13 protein-coding genes and 1 tRNA gene are annotated in these 18,339 nt (G+C 69.2%); 7 read left to right on the top strand and 7 right to left on the bottom strand.

Annotated features, from left to right (window positions below; all coding sequences use genetic code 11):
• The coding region (locus ACIBHY_RS36290) for a tetratricopeptide repeat protein (protein WP_397309049.1) at window positions 1-857 on the bottom strand (857 nt) is incomplete at its 3' end.
• 337 nt (window positions 858-1,194) lie between these two features.
• Here ACIBHY_RS36290 and ACIBHY_RS36295 point away from each other — a divergent pair.
• The 3 genes from ACIBHY_RS36295 (at window position 1,195) to ACIBHY_RS36305 (ending at window position 4,678) form a co-directional block, all read left to right on the top strand.
• Window positions 1,195-1,332 carry a hypothetical protein gene (locus ACIBHY_RS36295; protein WP_397259290.1) on the top strand — a complete coding sequence of 46 codons (138 nt, stop codon included), beginning with the start codon at window positions 1,195-1,197 and terminating at the stop codon, window positions 1,330-1,332.
• Window positions 1,333-1,782: 450 nt separating this feature from the next.
• On the top strand, window positions 1,783-4,002 hold the full coding sequence (locus ACIBHY_RS36300; RefSeq protein ID WP_397309050.1) for a helix-turn-helix domain-containing protein: 2,220 nt from the start codon (window positions 1,783-1,785) through the stop codon (window positions 4,000-4,002).
• Window positions 4,003-4,555: 553 nt separating this feature from the next.
• A complete protein-coding gene (locus tag ACIBHY_RS36305) occupies window positions 4,556-4,678 on the top strand; it encodes a hypothetical protein (RefSeq protein ID WP_397259284.1) in 123 nt (40 codons plus the stop codon).
• A 133-nt stretch (window positions 4,679-4,811) separates the two neighbouring features.
• On the opposite strand, the gene ACIBHY_RS36310 is transcribed toward ACIBHY_RS36305, so the two are convergent.
• The 3 genes from ACIBHY_RS36310 to ACIBHY_RS36320 all read right to left on the bottom strand — a co-directional run bounded on the left by ACIBHY_RS36310 (window position 4,812) and on the right by ACIBHY_RS36320 (window position 7,077).
• Window positions 4,812-5,978, bottom strand: a complete 1,167-nt coding sequence (locus ACIBHY_RS36310; protein ID WP_397259282.1) for a hypothetical protein — start codon at window positions 5,976-5,978, stop codon at window positions 4,812-4,814.
• Window positions 5,975-6,463 carry an RNA polymerase sigma factor gene (locus ACIBHY_RS36315; RefSeq protein WP_397259280.1) on the bottom strand — a complete coding sequence of 163 codons (489 nt, stop codon included), beginning with the start codon at window positions 6,461-6,463 and terminating at the stop codon, window positions 5,975-5,977. The genes ACIBHY_RS36310 and ACIBHY_RS36315 overlap by 4 nt, the downstream gene beginning before the upstream one ends.
• Before the next feature lie 428 nt (window positions 6,464-6,891).
• Window positions 6,892-7,077 (bottom strand): tyrosine-type recombinase/integrase, encoded by a 186-nt coding sequence (locus tag ACIBHY_RS36320; protein ID WP_397259278.1) that lies wholly within the window; start codon window positions 7,075-7,077, stop codon window positions 6,892-6,894.
• 404 nt (window positions 7,078-7,481) lie between these two features.
• Here ACIBHY_RS36320 and fxsT point away from each other — a divergent pair, with 404 nt between their 5' ends.
• Window positions 7,482-10,157: an FxSxx-COOH system tetratricopeptide repeat protein gene (gene fxsT, locus ACIBHY_RS36325; RefSeq protein WP_397309051.1), complete on the top strand. Its 2,676-nt coding sequence runs from the start codon at window positions 7,482-7,484 to the stop codon at window positions 10,155-10,157.
• Between the two features lie 160 nt (window positions 10,158-10,317).
• On the opposite strand, the gene ACIBHY_RS36330 is transcribed toward fxsT, so the two are convergent.
• Together ACIBHY_RS36330 and ACIBHY_RS36335 are read right to left on the bottom strand one after the other, a co-directional pair.
• On the bottom strand, window positions 10,318-11,856 hold the full coding sequence (locus tag ACIBHY_RS36330) for an alpha/beta fold hydrolase (protein WP_397309052.1): 1,539 nt from the start codon (window positions 11,854-11,856) through the stop codon (window positions 10,318-10,320).
• A 74-nt stretch (window positions 11,857-11,930) separates the two neighbouring features.
• Entirely contained in the window at window positions 11,931-13,016 is a 1,086-nt protein-coding gene (locus ACIBHY_RS36335; RefSeq protein ID WP_397259270.1) for a serine hydrolase domain-containing protein, read from the bottom strand.
• A gap of 118 nt (window positions 13,017-13,134) precedes the next feature.
• On the opposite strand from ACIBHY_RS36335, the gene ACIBHY_RS36340 reads away from it, so the two are divergent.
• The 3 genes from ACIBHY_RS36340 to ACIBHY_RS36350 all read left to right on the top strand — a co-directional run bounded on the left by ACIBHY_RS36340 (window position 13,135) and on the right by ACIBHY_RS36350 (window position 16,416).
• Window positions 13,135-13,797, top strand: a complete 663-nt coding sequence (locus tag ACIBHY_RS36340) for a response regulator transcription factor (RefSeq protein ID WP_397259268.1) — start codon at window positions 13,135-13,137, stop codon at window positions 13,795-13,797.
• The gene (locus ACIBHY_RS36345; RefSeq protein ID WP_397309053.1) at window positions 13,788-14,999 is read left to right on the top strand and encodes a sensor histidine kinase; all 1,212 of its coding nucleotides are present in this window, start codon (window positions 13,788-13,790) and stop codon (window positions 14,997-14,999) included. Before ACIBHY_RS36340 ends, ACIBHY_RS36345 begins: the two co-directional genes overlap by 10 nt.
• 235 nt (window positions 15,000-15,234) lie before the next feature.
• Window positions 15,235-16,416, top strand: coding sequence for a hypothetical protein (locus tag ACIBHY_RS36350; RefSeq protein WP_397309054.1), 1,182 nt, complete (start codon window positions 15,235-15,237; stop codon window positions 16,414-16,416).
• 895 nt (window positions 16,417-17,311) lie between these two features.
• Here the strand turns inward: ACIBHY_RS36350 and ACIBHY_RS36355 are convergent.
• Window positions 17,312-17,416 (bottom strand) — tRNA-Lys (locus ACIBHY_RS36355).
• Window positions 17,417-18,339: the final 923 nt, after the last annotated feature.

Raw genomic sequence — 18,339 nt, forward strand, 5'->3', positions numbered from 1 at the left:
GCACCGACCGCATCCCCCGCCTCCCCCACCCAGCGCGCGAGGTCGCGCCGGGTTTCCAGCGTCTGGAGGTGCTCGGCGCCGAGCACCCGCTCATAGATCGTCACCAGCTTGGCCAGCAGGTCGCGGGCACCGATCGTGTCTCCCGTACGCCCCCGCCAGTCGGCGAGGGCGCGTCGGGTTTCCAGCGTCTGGGGGTGCTCGGCGCCGAGCTTCCGCTTATGGATGTGCACCTGCTCGGCGAACCGGTCGCGGGCACCGGCCGTATCCCCCGCCTCTCCCACCCAGCGCGCGAGGTCGCGCTGGGCTTCCCGCGTGTGGAGGTGCTCGGCGCCGAGCGCCCGCTTATGGATCGGCACCAGCGCGGTCAGCAGGTCCCGGGCGCCGACCGCATCCCCCGCCTCTCCCACCCGGTCGGCGAGCAGTCGCTGGACGGCCAAGGTCTGCCGATGCTCGGCAGAACGTTCCGAGGCGACCAGCGCCAGCAGCTCGGCCAAGAGGTCTCGGACGCGTTCCGCCGTGCTGGGGGCCGGCCGGGCTGGGCTCTCCAGCGGAGGGCCGGCGGGCTCGGGCGGCGCAGCGCCCGGGGCAGGAGGGCGCGCCTGCAGCCAGAGCGGGCGCAGGTCCTCGGCCTGGCCGCCCCAGGCGGTCACCACCAGGTCGAGGTGGCGCCAGGCGGGACGTTTTTTGCATTGCAGGACGGCGTGCACGGTGGTGTGGCTGATCTGCCCGCCGGTGTCCTTGGCGCTCTGCCGCATGCTGGGCTCGCCGGCCTGCCCGTACAGCTGCCACAGCGCCGCCCGCAGCTCGGCCAGGGCCAGCAGGTGCGGCGCGCGCTGGGTGCCGTCGTGTTCGCTCATGGTGAGACCGAGCATCCCAGGCCGTAAGCGGATGTAAAGCCCGAGTGCGGCAATCCGGGCCCTTCGCTGTTCGCGATCGTCAGCGGACGGTGCCGGACGTTCGTCCCGTGTCAGCGATCGTCACGGGCCGGAACGTTTCGTTGTCGCACGTCAGACCTTGTCCGCGCCTCTCGCGACCGGGTGGCTGCCGCCGCACAGTGGTGACCAGCCGCTCCCGTCCCTCGGGCAGCGGCCGCGCCCCGAGGCGAGCGGCGCCCGGGCCGGACCGATGTCACCCGTGACCGGCCCCGGGGCACCGCGGGGGCGCCCACACCGCAGGAAGGGACACCCCACCCCGATGATGCCTCAGCTCACCCTCGCCGCTCTGACCGCCACCGCCGCGCTGGCTGTGCTGTCCGGCGTCTACCTCTACTCCAAGGACTCGGCCCGCCGTACCCGTGCCTGGCGGCTGCTGCGGCTGCTGTTTCGCCGCTGACCACCGCCAGCGCGTAGCACGGCAGGCCGCCCCACCCATCCCGAGCATCAAGCCTTCACAGCCCCGTCTGAGGGCAAGCTGGAGGCGTCCCGATAGCGGTGCTGTGCAGACTCAGGGCCCGGCCAGGCTCACCCCAGCCTGGTCGCCCCGCCCCCGTTTCCGGCAGCGCCCGGACCGGCCCGGTCGGGGAGGTGGCAGCTGGGGCCGTAATGGGGGTGGGCCGGGTGAGGGTGGCGCGCCGGGAGCGGGCGGCGATGGCGTGGCGGTGAGCTGGGCGGCGGGGTGGTTCATTGCGATCTCCTCACGCCCGTGGTGATGGGCCTGCTAACGCCGGTATAGGCGTGATGAGATGTGTCCGCTCGGCTGGCCCGGTGTTGTCGCAGCACAAGAGCGGACAGGGCCGGACGTCCGCCGAGGATCATGGGCCGGGATGGGAAGGGGCCGTGGGCGGTGGCGACTTGGGGTCCGTTGCGCGGTGAGTACGTGCAGGTGCGGGAGCTGGCCGCGACGTTGCGGGCGATCGCCGACCAGCGGGGGCAGACGGTGCGCGGGCTGGCGCAGAAGATCCCGCACAGCCGCAGTGTCATCTCCGCCAACCTCAACGGCTCCCGCCGGCCGGACTGGAAGTTCGTCGAGGCGTTCCTGACCGCGTGCGCGGGCCGCGACCAGCAGGCCTTGGAGGTACTGCGGGCCAAGGTGCGGCCGCTGTGGGAGGCCGCCGATCCCGACCGGGCCACGTTGCTGCCGGTGCCGGTGGAGGCAGTGGCCGAGGAACACGCGGGCCAGGTGGTGCCGGCCGAGGTCCGCCAGTGGGTGGCGCTGCTGGCCGAGGTCGCCGGCCGCCAGCATGTGCTCGCCCGGGCGCAGCTGGCGGTCAGCCGGCATCAGGCGTTGAGCACCGGCCTGCTGCAGATGCTGGACCAGCTCGCCGACGCGGTCGCCGAGCTCACCCAGGAACGCGACACGCTGCGGGGCGAGCGCGACAGCCTGCTGGCCGAACGCCGCCAGCACACCGACCTGGAAGGCGACCTGATCCGCATCCGCCAGGAGCTCGAGGACACCCAGCGTCGGCTGGAGGCGGCCGAACAGCTGTATGAGCAGACCAGCCGCCGCCTGGACCAAAGCGAACGCCAGCGCGCCCAGGCCGAACGCCTCAAAGACGAGGCCCTGCAGCAGGTGCAGACGCTGCTGCGCACCCTGGATGCGCCGCCGTCACTGACCCCAGGCACCTCGCCCCCGCCAAGGTCCGGGTCCGGGCCGCAGGCGCGGGAGAAGCTGATGGACTCCTTCGACCAGCAAGCCGGCAACGAGATCCTGTCCCGCCTCGATGACGTCCTGGCCGACGAGGCGGCGGGCCTGAGCGGGCTGCGCCGCGAACTGATCGACACCACCACCGCCCCCGCCGCCGGTCCCGAGCGCGTAGGCGCCGAACGCGTCGACCCGCCCGCGCCGGCTGGTCTCGAACTCATCGGGCAGGACGTCCCCGCGGACACCCCGGACACCTCGGACGGCCCGGACGGCCCGGACACCGCTCCCACCAGGGCGGACAGCCCGCGGACAGCGCCCGCCGACCGGCGGGCCAACCGGGTGGTCATGGTCGGCTTCACCTCCAAGTTCGGGCTCCTCATCGTCGGCTGCGTTGTCGCGGCCGCCATCGTCACCGGTGCCGTCGTCGCCTGGCAGCTGTATGACCCGGACCGGCTGACCCGCACCACCTTGGCTGTCACCGCGCTCGCCTACAGCCCCGACGGCAAGCTCTTGGCGATCGCCACCCAAGGCGACACGATCCAGCTGTGGGATCCCCAAGCCCGCCTCCAGGTCGGCACCGAGCTGTCCGGCCACACCGGCATTGTGAACGCGCTGGCCTTCAGCCCGGACGGCAAGCTTCTGGCCAGCGCCGGCGATGACCGGACTGTACGGCTGTGGAACCCGGCCACCGGCCAGCCCGTCGGCGGCCCCCTGACCGGTCACACCGGCATCGTCACCGAGCTGGCCTTCAGCCCGGACGGCAAGCTCCTGGCCAGCGCCGGCGGCTACAACCCCAACACCGCCGAAGCCGACGACACCACCGTGCGGCTCTGGGACCCCGCCAATGGCCAGCCCATCGGCGGCCCCCTGACCGGCCACACCACCGGCGTGTACGCGCTGGCCTTCAGCCCGGACGGCAAGCTCCTAGCCAGCGCCGGCGGCGACAACGACAGCTCCAACGGCTCCCAAGACCCCGCCATCCGGCTGTGGGACCCCGCCACCCGCGAGCCCGTCGGGGCCCCCATCGCCGGCCAGACCTGGCCCGTCCTCGCCCTGGCCTTCAGCCCCGACGGCAAGATCCTGGCCAGCGGCAGCGACTACTCCATACGGCTGTGGGACCCCGCCACCCGCTTGCTTATCGGCGACCCCCTCCAAGGCCACACCAACGCTGTCAGCGACCTCGCCTTCAGCCCCGACGGCAAACTCCTGGCCAGCGCCAGCGGCGACAACGCCGTACGGCTGTGGGACCCCGCCACCCGCTTGCAACTGGCTGTCCTCACCCACTCCCAGATCAGCAGCGTCGAGGCCCTGGCCTTCAACCCCGACCAGAAAACCCTCGCCTACGGCGGCTACAGCAACTACGAAGGCCACCGCGGCCTGGTCCGGCTCGTCGACGTCTCCTCCTGGCGCAACCCGTCGTAACCCGGCACGGCACAGTGCACGGCCGCCGCCCAGGCGCCGGCCGCCGCGCACCGTACCCGTTGTTCCAGGGCGGAGCTGCCTTGAAGAAGCCCGCATGGAGCGCACCGGCGAGCCGTACAGCGTCGCCGCCCGCCAGTAGCGCGCTGACCTGGCCGCCGACCAGGACAAGCCCGGCCACCCGGTGGCGGCCGCACTGCTGTACGAGGTCTGCGAGCGCGGCACGTACACCTGGTTCACCGCCGCCTGGTGCTCGCGGGCCGACGTTGCCCAGCAGATCGCCGACGCCCTGACCGACTTCGGCAACCCGTGCCAAGGTCCACGTCTGGGACCACAGCGACGCCCTGGCCGACCCGGCCGGGCTGGCCCAGGTCCACGTGGTCGACGGCGGCGGCCGTCATGTCCGCCCCTGGCCCAAGCTCGCGATCTGGGAGTGCGGCCGCTACCGCCGTCCGGCGGATCCGGGGCCTGAGGCGGTCGCCGGACGCCTTCGCCGTGTACCGGCACGCCCTGCAGGGCTAGGCCGACGGCGAAGAAGGTGGGCGCCCACTGGCTGATGAAGATGCCCCAGCGGTCGGCCCGGTCGATACCGGCCAACTCCACGTTCTTCGACGCCATCCACGAGCCGGTCGACAGGCCGATGGACGCGAAACCCGCGGATAGGTCGGAGATCGTCTAGCGGGTCTCACCTAGCCACAGCTGAGAGGTGGTCTTCGAACCCTGATATGTGATCGTTTAGCCGCGTGCCGAGCGTAGGCTTCGCTGGCTGTTCGAGCTTTGTTCCCCCAACTTCTACTTCCGTCTAGGGCTGGTTACCAAGCCGCCTGGATCTCTGATCGGTGCCCCAAGGCATCGGGAGATCCGGGGCGGATCAAGGGCGTGACCCGTCCGTCATCGACTCTGCTCAGTGGATCGAAGTTCCCCGCGAGCAGCAAATGGTGCCCGGTGCCGTCGTAGCGGATCAGGCTCCAGCGCCCGCCTTCGTTGCCGTCGTGGTCCCTGCTCAACAGGGTGCGAAGTTTGCGTCCGTCCGGGACGGAGTACTCGTCTATGGTGTAGCGATGCGGTTGCCGACCATTAGACAGTTGGATGTGGCCGATCAGCATGCTGCGTCCGTTCGGATTGATCGCCGAGGCGGTGGCCTCCTTTCCTTGAGCTATGACCTGACTGGTCCCGAGTGTGGTGCCAGAGGCGGTCGTGTCCAGAACCCGAGCCTCAGATTTGACCACTAGGCCGAGCGTGCGGCGATCGGCGGCCCAGGAAAGGCTCTCGATCTGTCCTGCGATGTTCGTCGTCCATGTTCGTGTCCTGCTCGCGGGCAGATCGACGACCGTGAGCTGCGCTCCGGGGCAGAAGCGCAACGTTTTTCCTTGACCGCATACCTTGCCGTCGAGGCTGTAGGCGAGTCGAGTGCCGTCACTGGTAACGGCAAGGGAGCTTGCTGTTGTACCGATCACTTTGGGAATCACGTCGCGAACCAACTCGGCTGGTTTGCCTTGTTCATCGACCCGGGCTCGGTAGAACCTTGTGCTGCTTACCTGTGTTTCGCGGGACTTCACGCTCTGGGCGATGTAGAAGGTCGCACCGTCGCCAGCGCCTGCGAGCAGGTATCCACCGGGCTCGCGGAAGCTTCTCTCCGGGGTCGGGGGCAGTTCGAGCCGGCTCGCGGCCTTCCCGGTGCGGGCGTCGTGGACGGTCACGCCGTCATTGTCAGCGATCAACAGGAAACGCGGGCCAGTGAGGGTGTGCGTTGCGGGCCCGGTTGGGGTGGTGCCTCCTGTTCCGGCCACGATGGCGGCGACTGTGCCGATGACCACGACGACGAGCGCGGCTGCGAGCGGGACCGCCAGGACGAACCGGCGCGTGGGAATGGTCTTTGTTCGCGCCGCCTGTTCGGCAGGGCGCAAGGTTTCCGGGCGAATCTGCTCGGCGTCGGCGGTGAGGGCATCCCGGAGCTGATCTTCGAGCCATGACGTCATCGGTTTCCCTCCAGTTTGACGGTGAGTGCCTTCAGGGCTCGAAAGACGGTCGATTTCACTGTGCCACGGCTGATTCCCATGGCTTCGGCGATTTCTGCCTCGGACAGGTCGAGGTAGTAGCGCAACACCACGGCTTCTCGCTGGCGGCGGGGTAAGGCGCGTACTGCTTCGGACACCTCCCGGCGCGTCTCTCCGAGCAACGTGACGGCCTCCGCCGACCGAAATGGCGTCTGCCGGTCGCCGGTGAACCTGCTCATGATGGATCGGCGCCGGTGAACCATGCGGCATCCGTTCACCACACTCGCCCGTAGGTAGGGCAGCACTCGATCATGGTGGGTTAACCGGCTCCATCGGCGGTGTAGTGCCGCGAAGGCGTCCTGGACGACGTCCTCGGCCGTTTGCTGATCGCCCACCAGCAGGAACGCCAACCGGACCAGGCCCAGCCGGTGAGTCAGGAACAGGTCGGCCACGACAGCCTCATCCATGGCCGCAGCAGGCGGCACTCCCTGCGGGAGTGGCGCTGGTTCTTGCACCGCTCGTTGAGTCGTGAATCGCATACCTCTTCCATGCATACTCGCTGTCCAGGTTGCTTCGTGAGACGGAAGTCACACTTGCGCGGGCCGGCCCGCTGTCAGGTGCGGTGGTGACGGGCAGCGGTGTCAGGGCTGACGTCCAGAACTGCGGCGATCTCGTCCCAGGTGGCTCCCGCCGCTCAGTCGGCGGCGACGGCCGTGGCCAGGACGGCGCGGGCCTGGGCGAGCAGGGGCAGCGCGGCGGCGGTGTAACCGGCGATGGGGCCAGGTTTCCAGCCGGTCTGCTGGGTGGGGTACCTGTAAGAATCGTGTCACAGGACCCAAACGAGACTGTCTGTGCAGGTAGACGCTTGTATCAGAGCGAGGCGCAGGGCGTGTGATCAGAGGTCTTCGATGTAGCCGGCGGCGATGCCGTCGGGTGGGTTGGTGTAGATCTTGAGGTAGCGGTCGTTGGCGTGGCCAAGGCGGCGTTCGAGTTCGGCGCGGTTGTGGCCGGAGGCTTGGGAGAGCTGGAAGGCGAAGGTGTGGCGGGCGTCGTGGGGGCGCAGGGTGCCCAGTTGGCGCATCTTCGTCGATTCGGGCCCGTAACAGCCTCGCGCCCGGCCGCGAATCCCGGACATCAGCAGGCAAGCCTTGCCACAGGGCGCGACCCGTGGGGCGCAGCGGCGTGGTCGCCGGCGTAAGTCTGGAGACGAACACCGGCGGTTGCCCCTGTCAACTGTCATGGCTGCTCTTGCGGATGGGAGGCGTTTAGTGCAGCGGGGCGAAACGTCCGCTACGCCTGAGCACGTCGATCACCGACCGGTTCTCGCGTCAATCTGGCCGTTCATTCCGTCGCCGTCTATCTATTGGCCCGCTGAGCGCCGACCCGGAGGTCGTTTCGTGGCCCTGGTGTGCGACCGATGTGGCTTACGGGCCGGTTTCGCTGAGTCGGTTGCCCGGGGATGGTGTGATTGGTCAGTGTTGCGGTGTGACCGCACACGACGATCCCGGCCAGGCGGGTGATCGCCAGGAATGGCGAGCGGAAGCGAGCGGGCCGCGCTCGGCTGCTCTGCGGGACAACTCCGGCATGATCGTCACCGGTGACCTGCACGGGGCACGGCGACCGCCGCTGCCGTCACCGGCCCTGGTGGAGGTGCCGGCTGGACTGTTGGGGTTGCCGCGCCGGCCGGCGGCCTGGTTCACCGGCCGCGAGCGGGCGCTGGAGCAGCTGGCGGCGGCTTTGGAGGCCGGTGCCCGGGCGGGGGTCGTGGTCAGCCGGGTTGGACTGGGCGGCGTCGGTAAGAGCGAGTTGGCGTTGCAGTACGCCTTCGCCCGCCGCCTGGACTACGACCTGGTGTGGTGGATCGACGCCGACAGCCCGGCCCAGATCGAAGCCGGACTGGCCGCACTGGCCCGCGCCGTGGCGGCGGGTGTCGACTCGGTGGCGGCCGGGCAGGCCTCGCCGGAGGAGGCCGCCGCCTGGGCGCTGGCCTGGCTCGCCGGCCGCACGGGCTGGCTGCTGGTGCTCGACAACGTCGAAGAGCCCGCCCATGTGGAGCCGTACCTGGCCCGGCTGACGCGGGGACAGGTGCTGATCACCACCCGGCGTGATGTCGGCTGGCGGCAACTGGGCATCACCCCGCTGTGGCTGGAGACCTTGGCCCGGCCGGCGTCGGTCCGGTTGCTGGGCGATCTGATCGGCCCACCCGACGCCGCCAACGCCGTCGCGCTGGACGAGCTCGCCGCCGAGCTCGGCGACCTGCCGCTCGCTCTCACCCAAGCGGGCACCTACATCACCGTTACTCCGCGCTGCACCCTGGCCGGCTACCTGCACCTGCTGAAGCAGACACCGGCCCGCATGTACGCGGCCGCGCCCGCGGGCACCGACGCCGAGCGGGTGGTGGCCAAGGCGTGGGAGCTCAGCCGGACCCGCGTCACCGAGCTCGACCCGCTGGCCGGACGGCTGCTGAACCTGCTGGCCTGCTATGCGCCCGATCACCTGCCCTGCCTGGTGCTGGCCGGAGCCGACCGCGACGAGCAGGCGGTCAACGAGGCCCTGGCGCTGCTGGCCTCCTACAGCCTCATCACCATCACCACCCGCCCCGCCGCCGGCCCCGCGGACATGCCGAACGACGTCGGGCAGGAGAGCGTGAGCGTGCACCGGCTCGTGCAAGCCGTCATCTGGAGCGACCTCGGCGACGACCAGCGCGCCCGGCTACGCCACCAGGCCGCCGAGCTGATCTCCGTGACCCTGCCCGGCCGACCTCACGCGTCGGCGTGGTGGCCGCTGTATCGACAGTTGCTGCCCCATGCCCGTGCCGTCCTGCCGTACGAGCCGGCCGCATGGCAGGACCTGCTGGACTACCTCCAAGCCAGCGGCGATGCCGCCACCGGGCTCGACATCCAGCAGCGCATCCACCGTCACACCCTCAACCAGCACGGCCCGGAGCACCCCGCCACACTGGGCACCCAGCACAACCTCGCTCGCTGGACAGGACGGGCCGGGGATGCAGCCGGAGCCCGTGACCAGCTCGCCAAGGTGCTGCCGGTGCAGGAGCGGGTGCTCGGCGCGGAGCACCCCGACACGCTGACCACCCGGAGCAACCTGGCCCACTGGATGGGGCAGGCCGGGGACGTGGCCGGGGCGCGCGACCGGTTTGCCGAGGTGTTGCGGGTGCGGGAGCGGGTGCTCGGCGCGGAGCACCCCGACACGCTGGCCACCAGGCACAACCTCGCCTACTGCACGGGGGAAGCCGGGGACGTGGCCGGGGCGCGCGATCAACTCGCCGAGGTCTTGCCGGTGCGGGAGCGGGTGCTCGGTGCGGAGCACCCCGACACGCTGGCCACCAGGCACAACCTCGCCCACTGCACAGGACAGGCCGGGGATATGGCCGGGGCGCGCGACCGGTTCGCCGAGGTGTTGCGGGTGCGGGAGCGGGTGCTCGGCGCGGAGCACCCCGAGGTGCTGTTCACCAGGCACAACCTCGCCCACTGGATGGGGCGGGCCGGAGATGCGGCCGGGGCGCGCGATCAACTCGCCGAGGTCTTGCCGGTGCGGGAGCGGGTGCTCGGCGCGGAGCACCCCGACACGCTGGCCACCAGGCACAACCTCGCCCACTACACAGGACAGGCCGGGGACGTGGCCGGGGCGCGCGACCGGTTCGCCGAGGTGTTGCGGGTGCGGGAGCGGGTGCTCGGCGCGGAGCACCCCCACACGCTGACCACCAGGCACAACCTCGCCCACTGGACGGGGCAGGCCGGAGATGCAGCCGGGGCGCGCGACCAGCTCGCTGCAGTGCTGCCGGTGCGCGAGCGGGTGCTCGGCGCCGAGCACCCCGACACGCTGACCACCAGGCACAACCTCGCCCACTGGACGGGACTGGCCGGGGATATGGCCGGGGCGCGTGACCAGCTCGCCAAGGTGCTGCCGGTGCAGGAGCGGGTGCTCGGCGCGGAGCACCCCGACACGCTGACCACCAGGCACAACCTCGCCTACTGCACGGGGGAGACCGGAGACCCGGGTGCAGCCCGCGACCAGTTGGCTGCGTTGCTGTCAGTGGAGGAGCGGGTGCGTGGGGTCGACCATCCCGACACGGTGATCACGCGGGAGGCTCTCGCTCGCTACACGAGTCTCCTTGCAAGGGTGGAGGAGCAACCAGAGTGAACGAAGTCTCAGTGGATATCTGACATTGCCCACTGAGAACCAGCGCCATTTCGGTGGATAACGGTGCATGAAGGCGGCAGGACCCGAGGCTGGGTCCAGTGGATATCAGCTCCGGGCTACTCGACCCGCTGGCCCGCAGGTCTCTCCCGCTTCTCGGTGGTCAGTTCGGGGCTCCGCTGCCCTTGCAACCTGTGTCGATCCGGCCCGTCTCGAAGTACTCCACCACGTCGGCGGCGCACTCGGGCACCCGAGTAGCCGAGACGTGCACGTCGTCGGCGATCGTGTAGACGCTGCCACCGATGGCGCGCCGCGTCTGCAACGTCCAGTCATAGACAGACATGAACTCGTACAGGTGCCCCGCCAGCACCAATGACCCGCTCCCCCGCTTCAATGTGGGCCGCTGTACGGGCAGCGGCCACCCCTGGCACAGGGCGCCTCCGAATCCCCCGGACCGGCCGGTTGCCGGATGGCGCTTCACGAGCTGCTGGTAGGCACGCCAAGCTGTGCCGAAGTCGGGCCGGCTGCTGTCCTCGTTGCACTTGACCGCCCAGTTCATGGTCATGTTCAGCATTTCGGGCGCGCCAGGCAGGGGGGTGCCCATCATCCGAGCGCCGCTGAGCATCTCCTTGACGGTGGGCGGGGCGGTGGTGCCCGTCGCCGTCCGCAGTTCGGCCAGTGCCTTGCCCGCGCGTACCCACTCGGTCGAGATGCGCTTGGCCAGGTCGGCGACGGCCGAGCCGTCGATGGGCCGCGGCAGGTCGGGGTAGGTTTTGGGGCTCTTGTCGTAGTCGCGGACCAGCTTGGCCACCTGCTCGCGCACCTGCCGGGCGGTGGCGCCGAGACCGTAGGTGTCGTCGCGGTGGCTCAGCCAGGCGGCCATGCGCCCGAAGGTTCGCTCGGCCGCCTGCGCGCTGCCCTTGGTGTGCTTCATGAGATTGGTCCACGGCGGCGCGACGCTGTCCAGGAACGCCCGTCCGGTGCGTACGGGGAACAGGCTGCGGTACACCATGCCCAAAGAGCTGCCCCAGGACAGGCCGAGCAGGTTGAGCTCGCGCTCACCCAGGGCGGTCCGCACCAGGTCCAGGTCCTTGGCCGCGTTGTCGGTGGTGAGCTGTCCGATGAAGGCGCGGTCGAAGCGTCCGCACTTCTGGTTGGCGGCGACCTGGGCGTCGTACATCTTCCTGGCCGCCTTCTTGGTCAGCGCGCCCGGCTCCCGCGGACCTCCTGGCGAGAGGGGGCAGTCGACCTTGGTGCTGTAGCCCACTCCGCGTGGGTCGAAGCCGATGATGTCGTATCGCTCGTTGAGCGCTGCCGCCTCCTTGTTGAGCACGGTCCGCACCGGGTCCAGGTAGCCGCTTTGGCCGGGCCCTCCCGGCAGGATGGCGAGGGCGCCGAGCCGGTGGGTCTTGTCGGTGGCGGCCAGCCGGGTCACCGCGATGTCGATCTTCCGCCCGCCGGGGTCGCGGTGGTTCAGCGGGACGCCGACCGTCCCGCACTCCAGGCGCTTCATCAGCGTGCGGAAGGCCGGAACCTGCTCCTGCGTCACGCGCAGGCTCCGGATCACCTCATCGGAGTAGTCCGGGCAGGATTTCCACTGAACGGACAACGCACCCGCCTGTACGGCGGCCGTCGCGGGTGCGGGGAGGCTCATCGCCAGTACCGCGCCTGCCAGCCCGGCCAGGCCCATACTCATTGTCATGATTTTCTCTTTCAGGCGATTTCACTACCGGCTGGCCGGTACCGATCAACGGCCGCCGTGGTAGATGGCTTCGGCTATTGGCCGGGGCAGAGGACGGCCTTCGCGGCCTGGGTGACGGCGTCACCGACGGCCATGGCCTGCTCGTTGTCGATCTTCAGCGTGGTGGCCACCGCGAACTGAAGCCGGCCGTCGGTCGAGGAGAAGGTGGTGGAGTTGATTCCGGGCATGCTGCCCGAGGCCGCGGAGACCGTTCCGCCGCACAGTTCGGGGAAGGGCCGTGGCATCTGTCGTTGCAGGTCCGCCGGCAGCAGCTTGCCCTGGTTGAGTGCGCGGTAGTAGGCGCTGACGTCGTGCGCGGTGGAGATCACTCCTTGGCCCCCGATGGTGGCGTTGAGCCGGTCGACGTCGCGTGGCCTGCCCTTGGCGTCGGGGTAGTAGCCGTGTCCGTGCTGGCCCTTGATCTGGTCGGAGACCTTGGTGGCCAGATAGGTGTGCTTCATGCCGAGCGGGGTGAACAGGCGCCGCTTGAACTCGCCGGCCCGGTCGTGGCCGGTCACCTTCTCGATGATCATGCCGAGGAGGACGTAGTTGGTGGTGGAGTAGAGGTACTGTCCCGGCTCGCCCTTGCGGGGGACGGTCCGTGCGGCCTTCACCAGGTCGATCAGCTGGTAAGCGGTGGTGAAGTCGAAGACGTCGAACTTCCCGCTCTCCATGAAGTCAGGAATGCCCGAGGTGTGGCGGATCAGCTGCTGCACAGTGATCTCATCGGCCCGATCCACATAGTCGTGTTCGGCCATCTCGGGCAGGACGGCGCTGAGCTTGTCGTCCAGCTTGAGCTTGCCTTCCCCGACCAACTGCAGGATGACCGTGGCCTCCATGAGCTTGGTCTGGGACGCGATGCGGTAACGGGAGCCCGGGGGAATACGACCGCCCTTGCCATCGAGCAGGCGCGAACCCGCCGTACCCTGGGCCACCCGTTTGCCGTCGACGTACACCTCGCCGATGGCACCCACCACCCCGTCGGTCTTGGCCAGGTTCTTGATCGCCTGCTGGACGTCTCCCAGCCTGGCCTGGTCGGCTGCGGTTGCGGGTGCGTGGAGACCCAACGCCAGCATGGCGGAGGCCAGCCAGGTCATGCCGACCGTTCGTGCACGGCTCATCTCTTGTGATCCTCTCTACGGGAACTCCGAGGGTGATCACATCTACCGGCCGGCGCATATCGACAGGCGATCGCCGTACCATATGCGGTCCATATGCGCGTGTTGCGATACTCCCCGGATGCGTGTGCTCCTGGTTGAAGACGAACAGCTCCTCGCCGGGTATATCGAAGCCGGGCTGCGCAAGCACGGTTTCACCGTCGACGTCGCCATGGACGGCCGCAGCGCGCTGGACAAGTGCGAGGTCACCCCGTACGAGGTGGTGGTCCTGGACCGGGACCTGCCCGTCGTGCACGGCGATACGGTGTGCCGCCGGCTCGCCCAGCGCGGCGAGTCGCGGGTGCTGATGCTGACCGCTTCCGACGCCGTCGAGGACCGGGTCGGCGGGCTGATGCTGGGGGCCGACGACTACCTGGGCAAGCCGTTCGCCTTCGCTGAGCTGATCGCCCGCGTGCACGCCCTGGTCCGGCGCAGCGCACCGGCCCGCCCGCCGGTGCTACGCGCCGCCGACGTGGAGCTGGACCCGGCCCGGCGCAGCGCCGAGCGGGACGGCCGGCTGCTGCGCCTGACCCCCAAGGAGTTCGGCGTGCTCCATCAACTGCTCGCCGCCGGCGATACCGTCGTCAGTGCGGAAACGCTGCTGGAGAAGGTGTGGGACGAGCACGCCGACCCGTTCACCAACGCGGTCCGGATCACCATCGGCACGCTGCGTCGCAAACTCGGCGACCCGCCGCTGATCGAGACCGTCACCGGCGCCGGCTACCGGATCGGCCCGTGCGACTGACCGCCCGGGCCCGGCTCGCGCTGCTGCAGACCGCCCTCGTGCTGGCCGCCGGGGCCGCGCTGACCGGGCTGACCTACCTGCTGATGAAGCGGCGCCCCGCGCTCGTCACTCATTTGGACCCGGCCGGCTCCGGCCCGCAGGGCACGATGCAACTGATACCGCCGCAGAGGCGGGATCTGCACGATCTTGCCGATCGGGTGCAGGCCGACACCCTGGCCGCGCTGCTGCCCCAGGCCGGTCTGGCGTTCGTCGTGGTGACCGTCCTGGCCGCCCTACTGGCCTGGCTGGTAGCCGGCCGGGTGCTGCGGCCGATCCGCTTGATCTCCTCGGCCGCCCGGCGGCTGTCGGCCGAGAACCTCACCGAGCGGGTCCCGGTCACCACCCCCGCCGACGAGTTGTCGGCGCTGGCGGGAACGGTCAACGACATGTTGGACCGCATCCATCGCGGCGTCGCCGAGCGCGACCGGATCCTGGACAGCCAGCGGCTGTTCACCGCCAATGCCGCCCACGAGCTGCGCACCCCGCTGACCACCGCCCGCACCGCGATCGACGTCACCCTGGACGGACACCCCAGCCGGGGCGAGCTGCTCGCGATGGCCGGCGACGTCCGCGACACCGTCGAGCACCTGCAAAGCGTCCTGAACGGCCTGTTGCTGCTGGCCCGCAGCCAGGCTGGGCCCGGCGCGCGTGAGGCGGCCGACCTCGCCGCCAACACGGCCACCGCCCTCGACGCCGTCGAGGGGCGGGCGGCGACCGCTGACATAGCCATACGCTCCAGACTGCGGCCCGCGCCGGTCATCGGCGAGCCCGTCCTGCTGAAACGGATGATCGGCAACCTGGTCGACAACGCGCTGCGTTACAACCACGCCGGCGGGCACCTCATCGTCGATACGTACACAGCGGGCGGACGCGCTGTCCTGCGGATCAGCAACACCGGCCGCGAGATCGTGCCCGAGGCGGTGCAGACGCTGCTGGAACCGTTTGTACGCGGGCAGGGCAGCCGCGTACGCACCGACGGCCTGGGACTTGGACTTTCGATCGTCCGCGCGGTCACCCTCGCCCACCAGGGACGCATCACGGTCACCGCCCGCAGTGGTGGCGGCCTCGACATCACTGTCGACCTCCCCAGTGTCCCGGTGACGACAGTGGGCCCTGCCGACATCATCGAGCCGGTGAGGCCGCCCAGGTCGGCGCACGCTTGAGCAGCGACTCAGGCGGAACCCTACGCACCGTCGGCGCATCGTGTTCGATGAAGGCGACGAGCATGGCCGGATGCGGCCAACGAAGCCACCCCTTTCCCATTGAGGCGGCCCCTCACTGTCCGGTCTGTACGAAGTCGGCCGGACGCGAGGCCCTGACCTGCATGGGCATGATTGATTGAGACACGTCATCCACGTTGTCCTCGCTCTACCCTGGCCGACTGTGCCGTTCAGGCCCATGCTGGGCGACGACGCAGCCGGCGGGGATGGTGCTGGATCTGAGGACTTCGGCGATGACTACAGCCGGGATACGGCACACTCCTGCCATCGGCTGCTGGTCACCTCCCGCCACACGCTGCCGCTGGCGGGCCGCCAGTTCGACCTCGACGTCCTCACCGAGGGTGAGGCGGTCGAGTTGCTGCGCACTGCGCTCGCGGTACGTCGGGTGGCCGACCGGCGGGTGGAGGCTGAACCGGACGTCGCCGCCGAGGTGGTGCGGTTGGGTGGGTGGTTGCCGCTGGCGGTGCAGATCATCGCCGCGTTGCTGGCCGCCGAGCCCGACCGGCCGCTGTCGGCGATGGCCGCCGAGCTCGCCGACGCGGGTGAACGGCTGAACGTGATGCAGGTCGAGGGCCAGGAGGCGGAAGGGGCGCTCGCGGTGCGGGCCGCTTTCGACCTGTCCTTCCAGCGGCTGGCCGCCCGGTCTCCGGAGCGGGCGCGGTTGTTCGTGCTGTTGCCCTCGACACCTGGGGTGGAAGTCTCCATGACGGCGGCCGCTGTGCTGGACGGCCGACCGGAGGCGGTGGTGCGGCGGGAGCTGCGTGAGCTCGCCGCCGCCCGCCTGATCGTCGGTGCGCCCGGTGAGCGCTGGGGGATGCACGACCTGCTGCGCTTGTACGCCGGCGAGCAGGCCGGCCGGACCCTCGAGTCGGACGAGGTGCGGCAGGCGGTTGACCGGCTGCTGGAGCACTACCCGCACTGGACGCGGGCCGCCGACACCGCGCTGACCGCCCTGACCGGGCAGGCCACCGGAGCCGAGTTCGCCGACCGGGCCGCGGCCCTGGCCTGGTTTGACGCCGAGCGGCTCAGCCTCGTGGCCGCGGTCAGCGTCGGCCAGCAGATCGGCTGCTACGGGCTGGCGGCTGGCCTGGCTGCCTACCTCGGCGACTATCTGGATTGGCGGCGGCATCTGGAGGATCAGCTGGTTGTCGGCTTCATCGCTTTGGCCTGCGTGCGGGAGGTCGGTGACCGGCGCGGCGTAGGCATGGCGTGGAACAACCTCGGCCTCGCGCTGCAGGAGGTGCGGCGCTTTGAGGAGGCGATCACGGCCGCCACCATTTTCGAGGCCTTTGGTGATGACTACAGCCGGGATGTCGCCCTGGCCAACCTGGCTGAGGATGTACGCCTGCGTGATGGGTGAGCGGGGGCCGCCGGATGCTTCAGGTGGTAGATCCTTGCGGTGTTGCGCGGAGTTCTTGGAGGCCGGGAATGTGGTTGTCGAGGGTTCCGACGGAGATGCCGAGGAGTTCGGCGATGGAGGTTACGGGAGCGTTCGGAGTCGGGGAGGAGGTCGCGGGCGGCTTTGAGGAGTCCGGCGTTGACGAGGGTGGGGCGGCAGCCGGTACGGCCCGGCGCCCTGGCGGCGGCCGATCCTCGTGCGTACCCGCCACGATGACCGTGGGGCTGATCACCCATCGCTGGCATACCTCGGCATCGATGCCGATTCGGGCGACGCAGTGGTTCAGGCGTCCGCGGGATCTGATCCGCCGCACTGGCGGCCCCCAGACGTGTTCATCTACACCCGACGGCACATTTGATGAACGAAGGTGCGGTCATGATGGCGCCTATCGGCCTGGTCGGGCTTGATCTGCACCTGGTCCTCTCCTGGAGCGGTATAGGCCGTGGCGGCTGGTTTTCCTCGACTTGAAGAGGGCTTGATGAAATCGGTGGGCAGAGCGGGCCCGGGAGGAGATCGGGGAGCAACGGTGGGGCGGGATCTCAGGCCGGGTTTGTGGTACTCGCCAGTCTTCGAGGACATCACCGTGGAGCGGCCGCATGCAGATGGCGGGCATGATCAAAACTTGACGCAGCTCCAGGCATAACCCAGATCGAGGCGCCGACCAGATCTTCCGATGGGTTCTCTCGTGGCCTTCTTATGGGTCTGGCCCGACAATCAGGGGCGAACCGGGACCCGCAGCGCCCGGCCATGTGCCGGGACCGTACCGAAGAGCAACCAGCGAGCAACCGACGGCCCGTCTCGGCCCTGCCAGAAGGCTACGAGAACCGATAAAGCCCAGGTCAGATTGAGTATGAGGTGGTAGGGCGCCCGGGGCTCGAACCCGGAACCTACGGATTAAAAGTCCGCAGCTCTTATGTCGGGCAATGCCTCAATGTATTCGATAATATCACCGAGCTAGCCTTTGCTGCTTTTGAAATGTCCAAAAATGCCGCCCCGGTGTTCGTGCGTTGCGATGCCGAAGAGCAACCACCGAGCAACCGGGGCGGTGATTGCACAGCGTTGACGGTTCGGTTTGTGATGGTTTGAGGCGTCGGTTCTGTCGGTGGACACCCTCTCGGAAAGTGTCTCGCTGATGGAACCTTGAAGTCCGCTGTACCTGTACGTTCCTGCCGACATGAAGCGAGAGCTCGGCGATCTACAGAGATTGAAAGTTCGGGGTGTCATGTCGATCTCGGTTTGGTGACCAGGCCGGTGTGTGCCAGGAGGGCTGGGGCGGTACTGCATCTGCCTGAGCCGGCTGCGGATGATGGTGGCCAGGTCGTCGAGCGAGCAGGGAGCTACGTAGCTGGTGGTTCGACGCCACAGCTCTTATTCCCGAGGACAGCGCCGACCGCATCATCCGGGAGCTTTCTCACTGCGCCCCGGTGCGCTGACTACACGCCCAAGGCGCAACAGCCGCCGGTCTACCGTCCTGATGACCGCTCACCGATAATCACCGTGGCCGCCTACCTGGGGAGATTCGTGTCCGTCCACACACACGAATATCCGCATTCCGCTTGAGCTGTACGGATGGGGTTCCAGCCGCGCTTAGCGATCTTTGAGTTGTTGCCGCTGGTAGTGGCTTTGGCGGGCGCGGGTTTGGTCGCGTCGCCCGGACCTGGTAGTGGTCGAAGGCGGTTTCGTTCTTGCCGGCCTGGAGCATTCCTCGATCGTCTACTAATACCTCGGGAAGCCTATGGCGGCCACCCCGGCATACCAGCCATCCGTGGGATTCGTGCCAGCCACTCAGTGAACCTTTTTCATCCTCGCGCGACCTCTTAGTTCTGCTCTAGCACATGTGAAGATGACCACATGACCGAAACGATCCGCGTGGAAAAGCCTGCG

It is taken from the genome of Nonomuraea sp. NPDC050547, from assembly GCF_044457345.1.
Taxonomy (GTDB): domain Bacteria; phylum Actinomycetota; class Actinomycetes; order Streptosporangiales; family Streptosporangiaceae; genus Nonomuraea.

Excerpts from the sequence above, each read along its gene's own strand:
- ACIBHY_RS36320 (WP_397259278.1), bottom strand. The coding sequence starts at position 7,077 with ATGCGCCAACTGGGCACCCTGCGCCCCCACGACGCCCGCCACACCTTC.
- ACIBHY_RS36315 (WP_397259280.1), bottom strand. The coding sequence starts at position 6,463 with ATGGATGAGGCTGTCGTGGCCGACCTGTTCCTGACTCACCGGCTGGGC.
- ACIBHY_RS36330 (WP_397309052.1), bottom strand. The coding sequence starts at position 11,856 with ATGACAATGAGTATGGGCCTGGCCGGGCTGGCAGGCGCGGTACTGGCG.
- ACIBHY_RS36305 (WP_397259284.1), top strand. The coding sequence starts at position 4,556 with ATGAAGATGCCCCAGCGGTCGGCCCGGTCGATACCGGCCAACTCCACG.
- ACIBHY_RS36340 (WP_397259268.1), top strand. The coding sequence starts at position 13,135 with ATGCGTGTGCTCCTGGTTGAAGACGAACAGCTCCTCGCCGGGTATATC.
- ACIBHY_RS36350 (WP_397309054.1), top strand. The coding sequence starts at position 15,235 with ATGCTGGGCGACGACGCAGCCGGCGGGGATGGTGCTGGATCTGAGGAC.
- ACIBHY_RS36310 (WP_397259282.1), bottom strand. The coding sequence starts at position 5,978 with ATGACGTCATGGCTCGAAGATCAGCTCCGGGATGCCCTCACCGCCGAC.
- ACIBHY_RS36295 (WP_397259290.1), top strand. The coding sequence starts at position 1,195 with ATGATGCCTCAGCTCACCCTCGCCGCTCTGACCGCCACCGCCGCGCTG.
- ACIBHY_RS36335 (WP_397259270.1), bottom strand. The coding sequence starts at position 13,016 with ATGAGCCGTGCACGAACGGTCGGCATGACCTGGCTGGCCTCCGCCATG.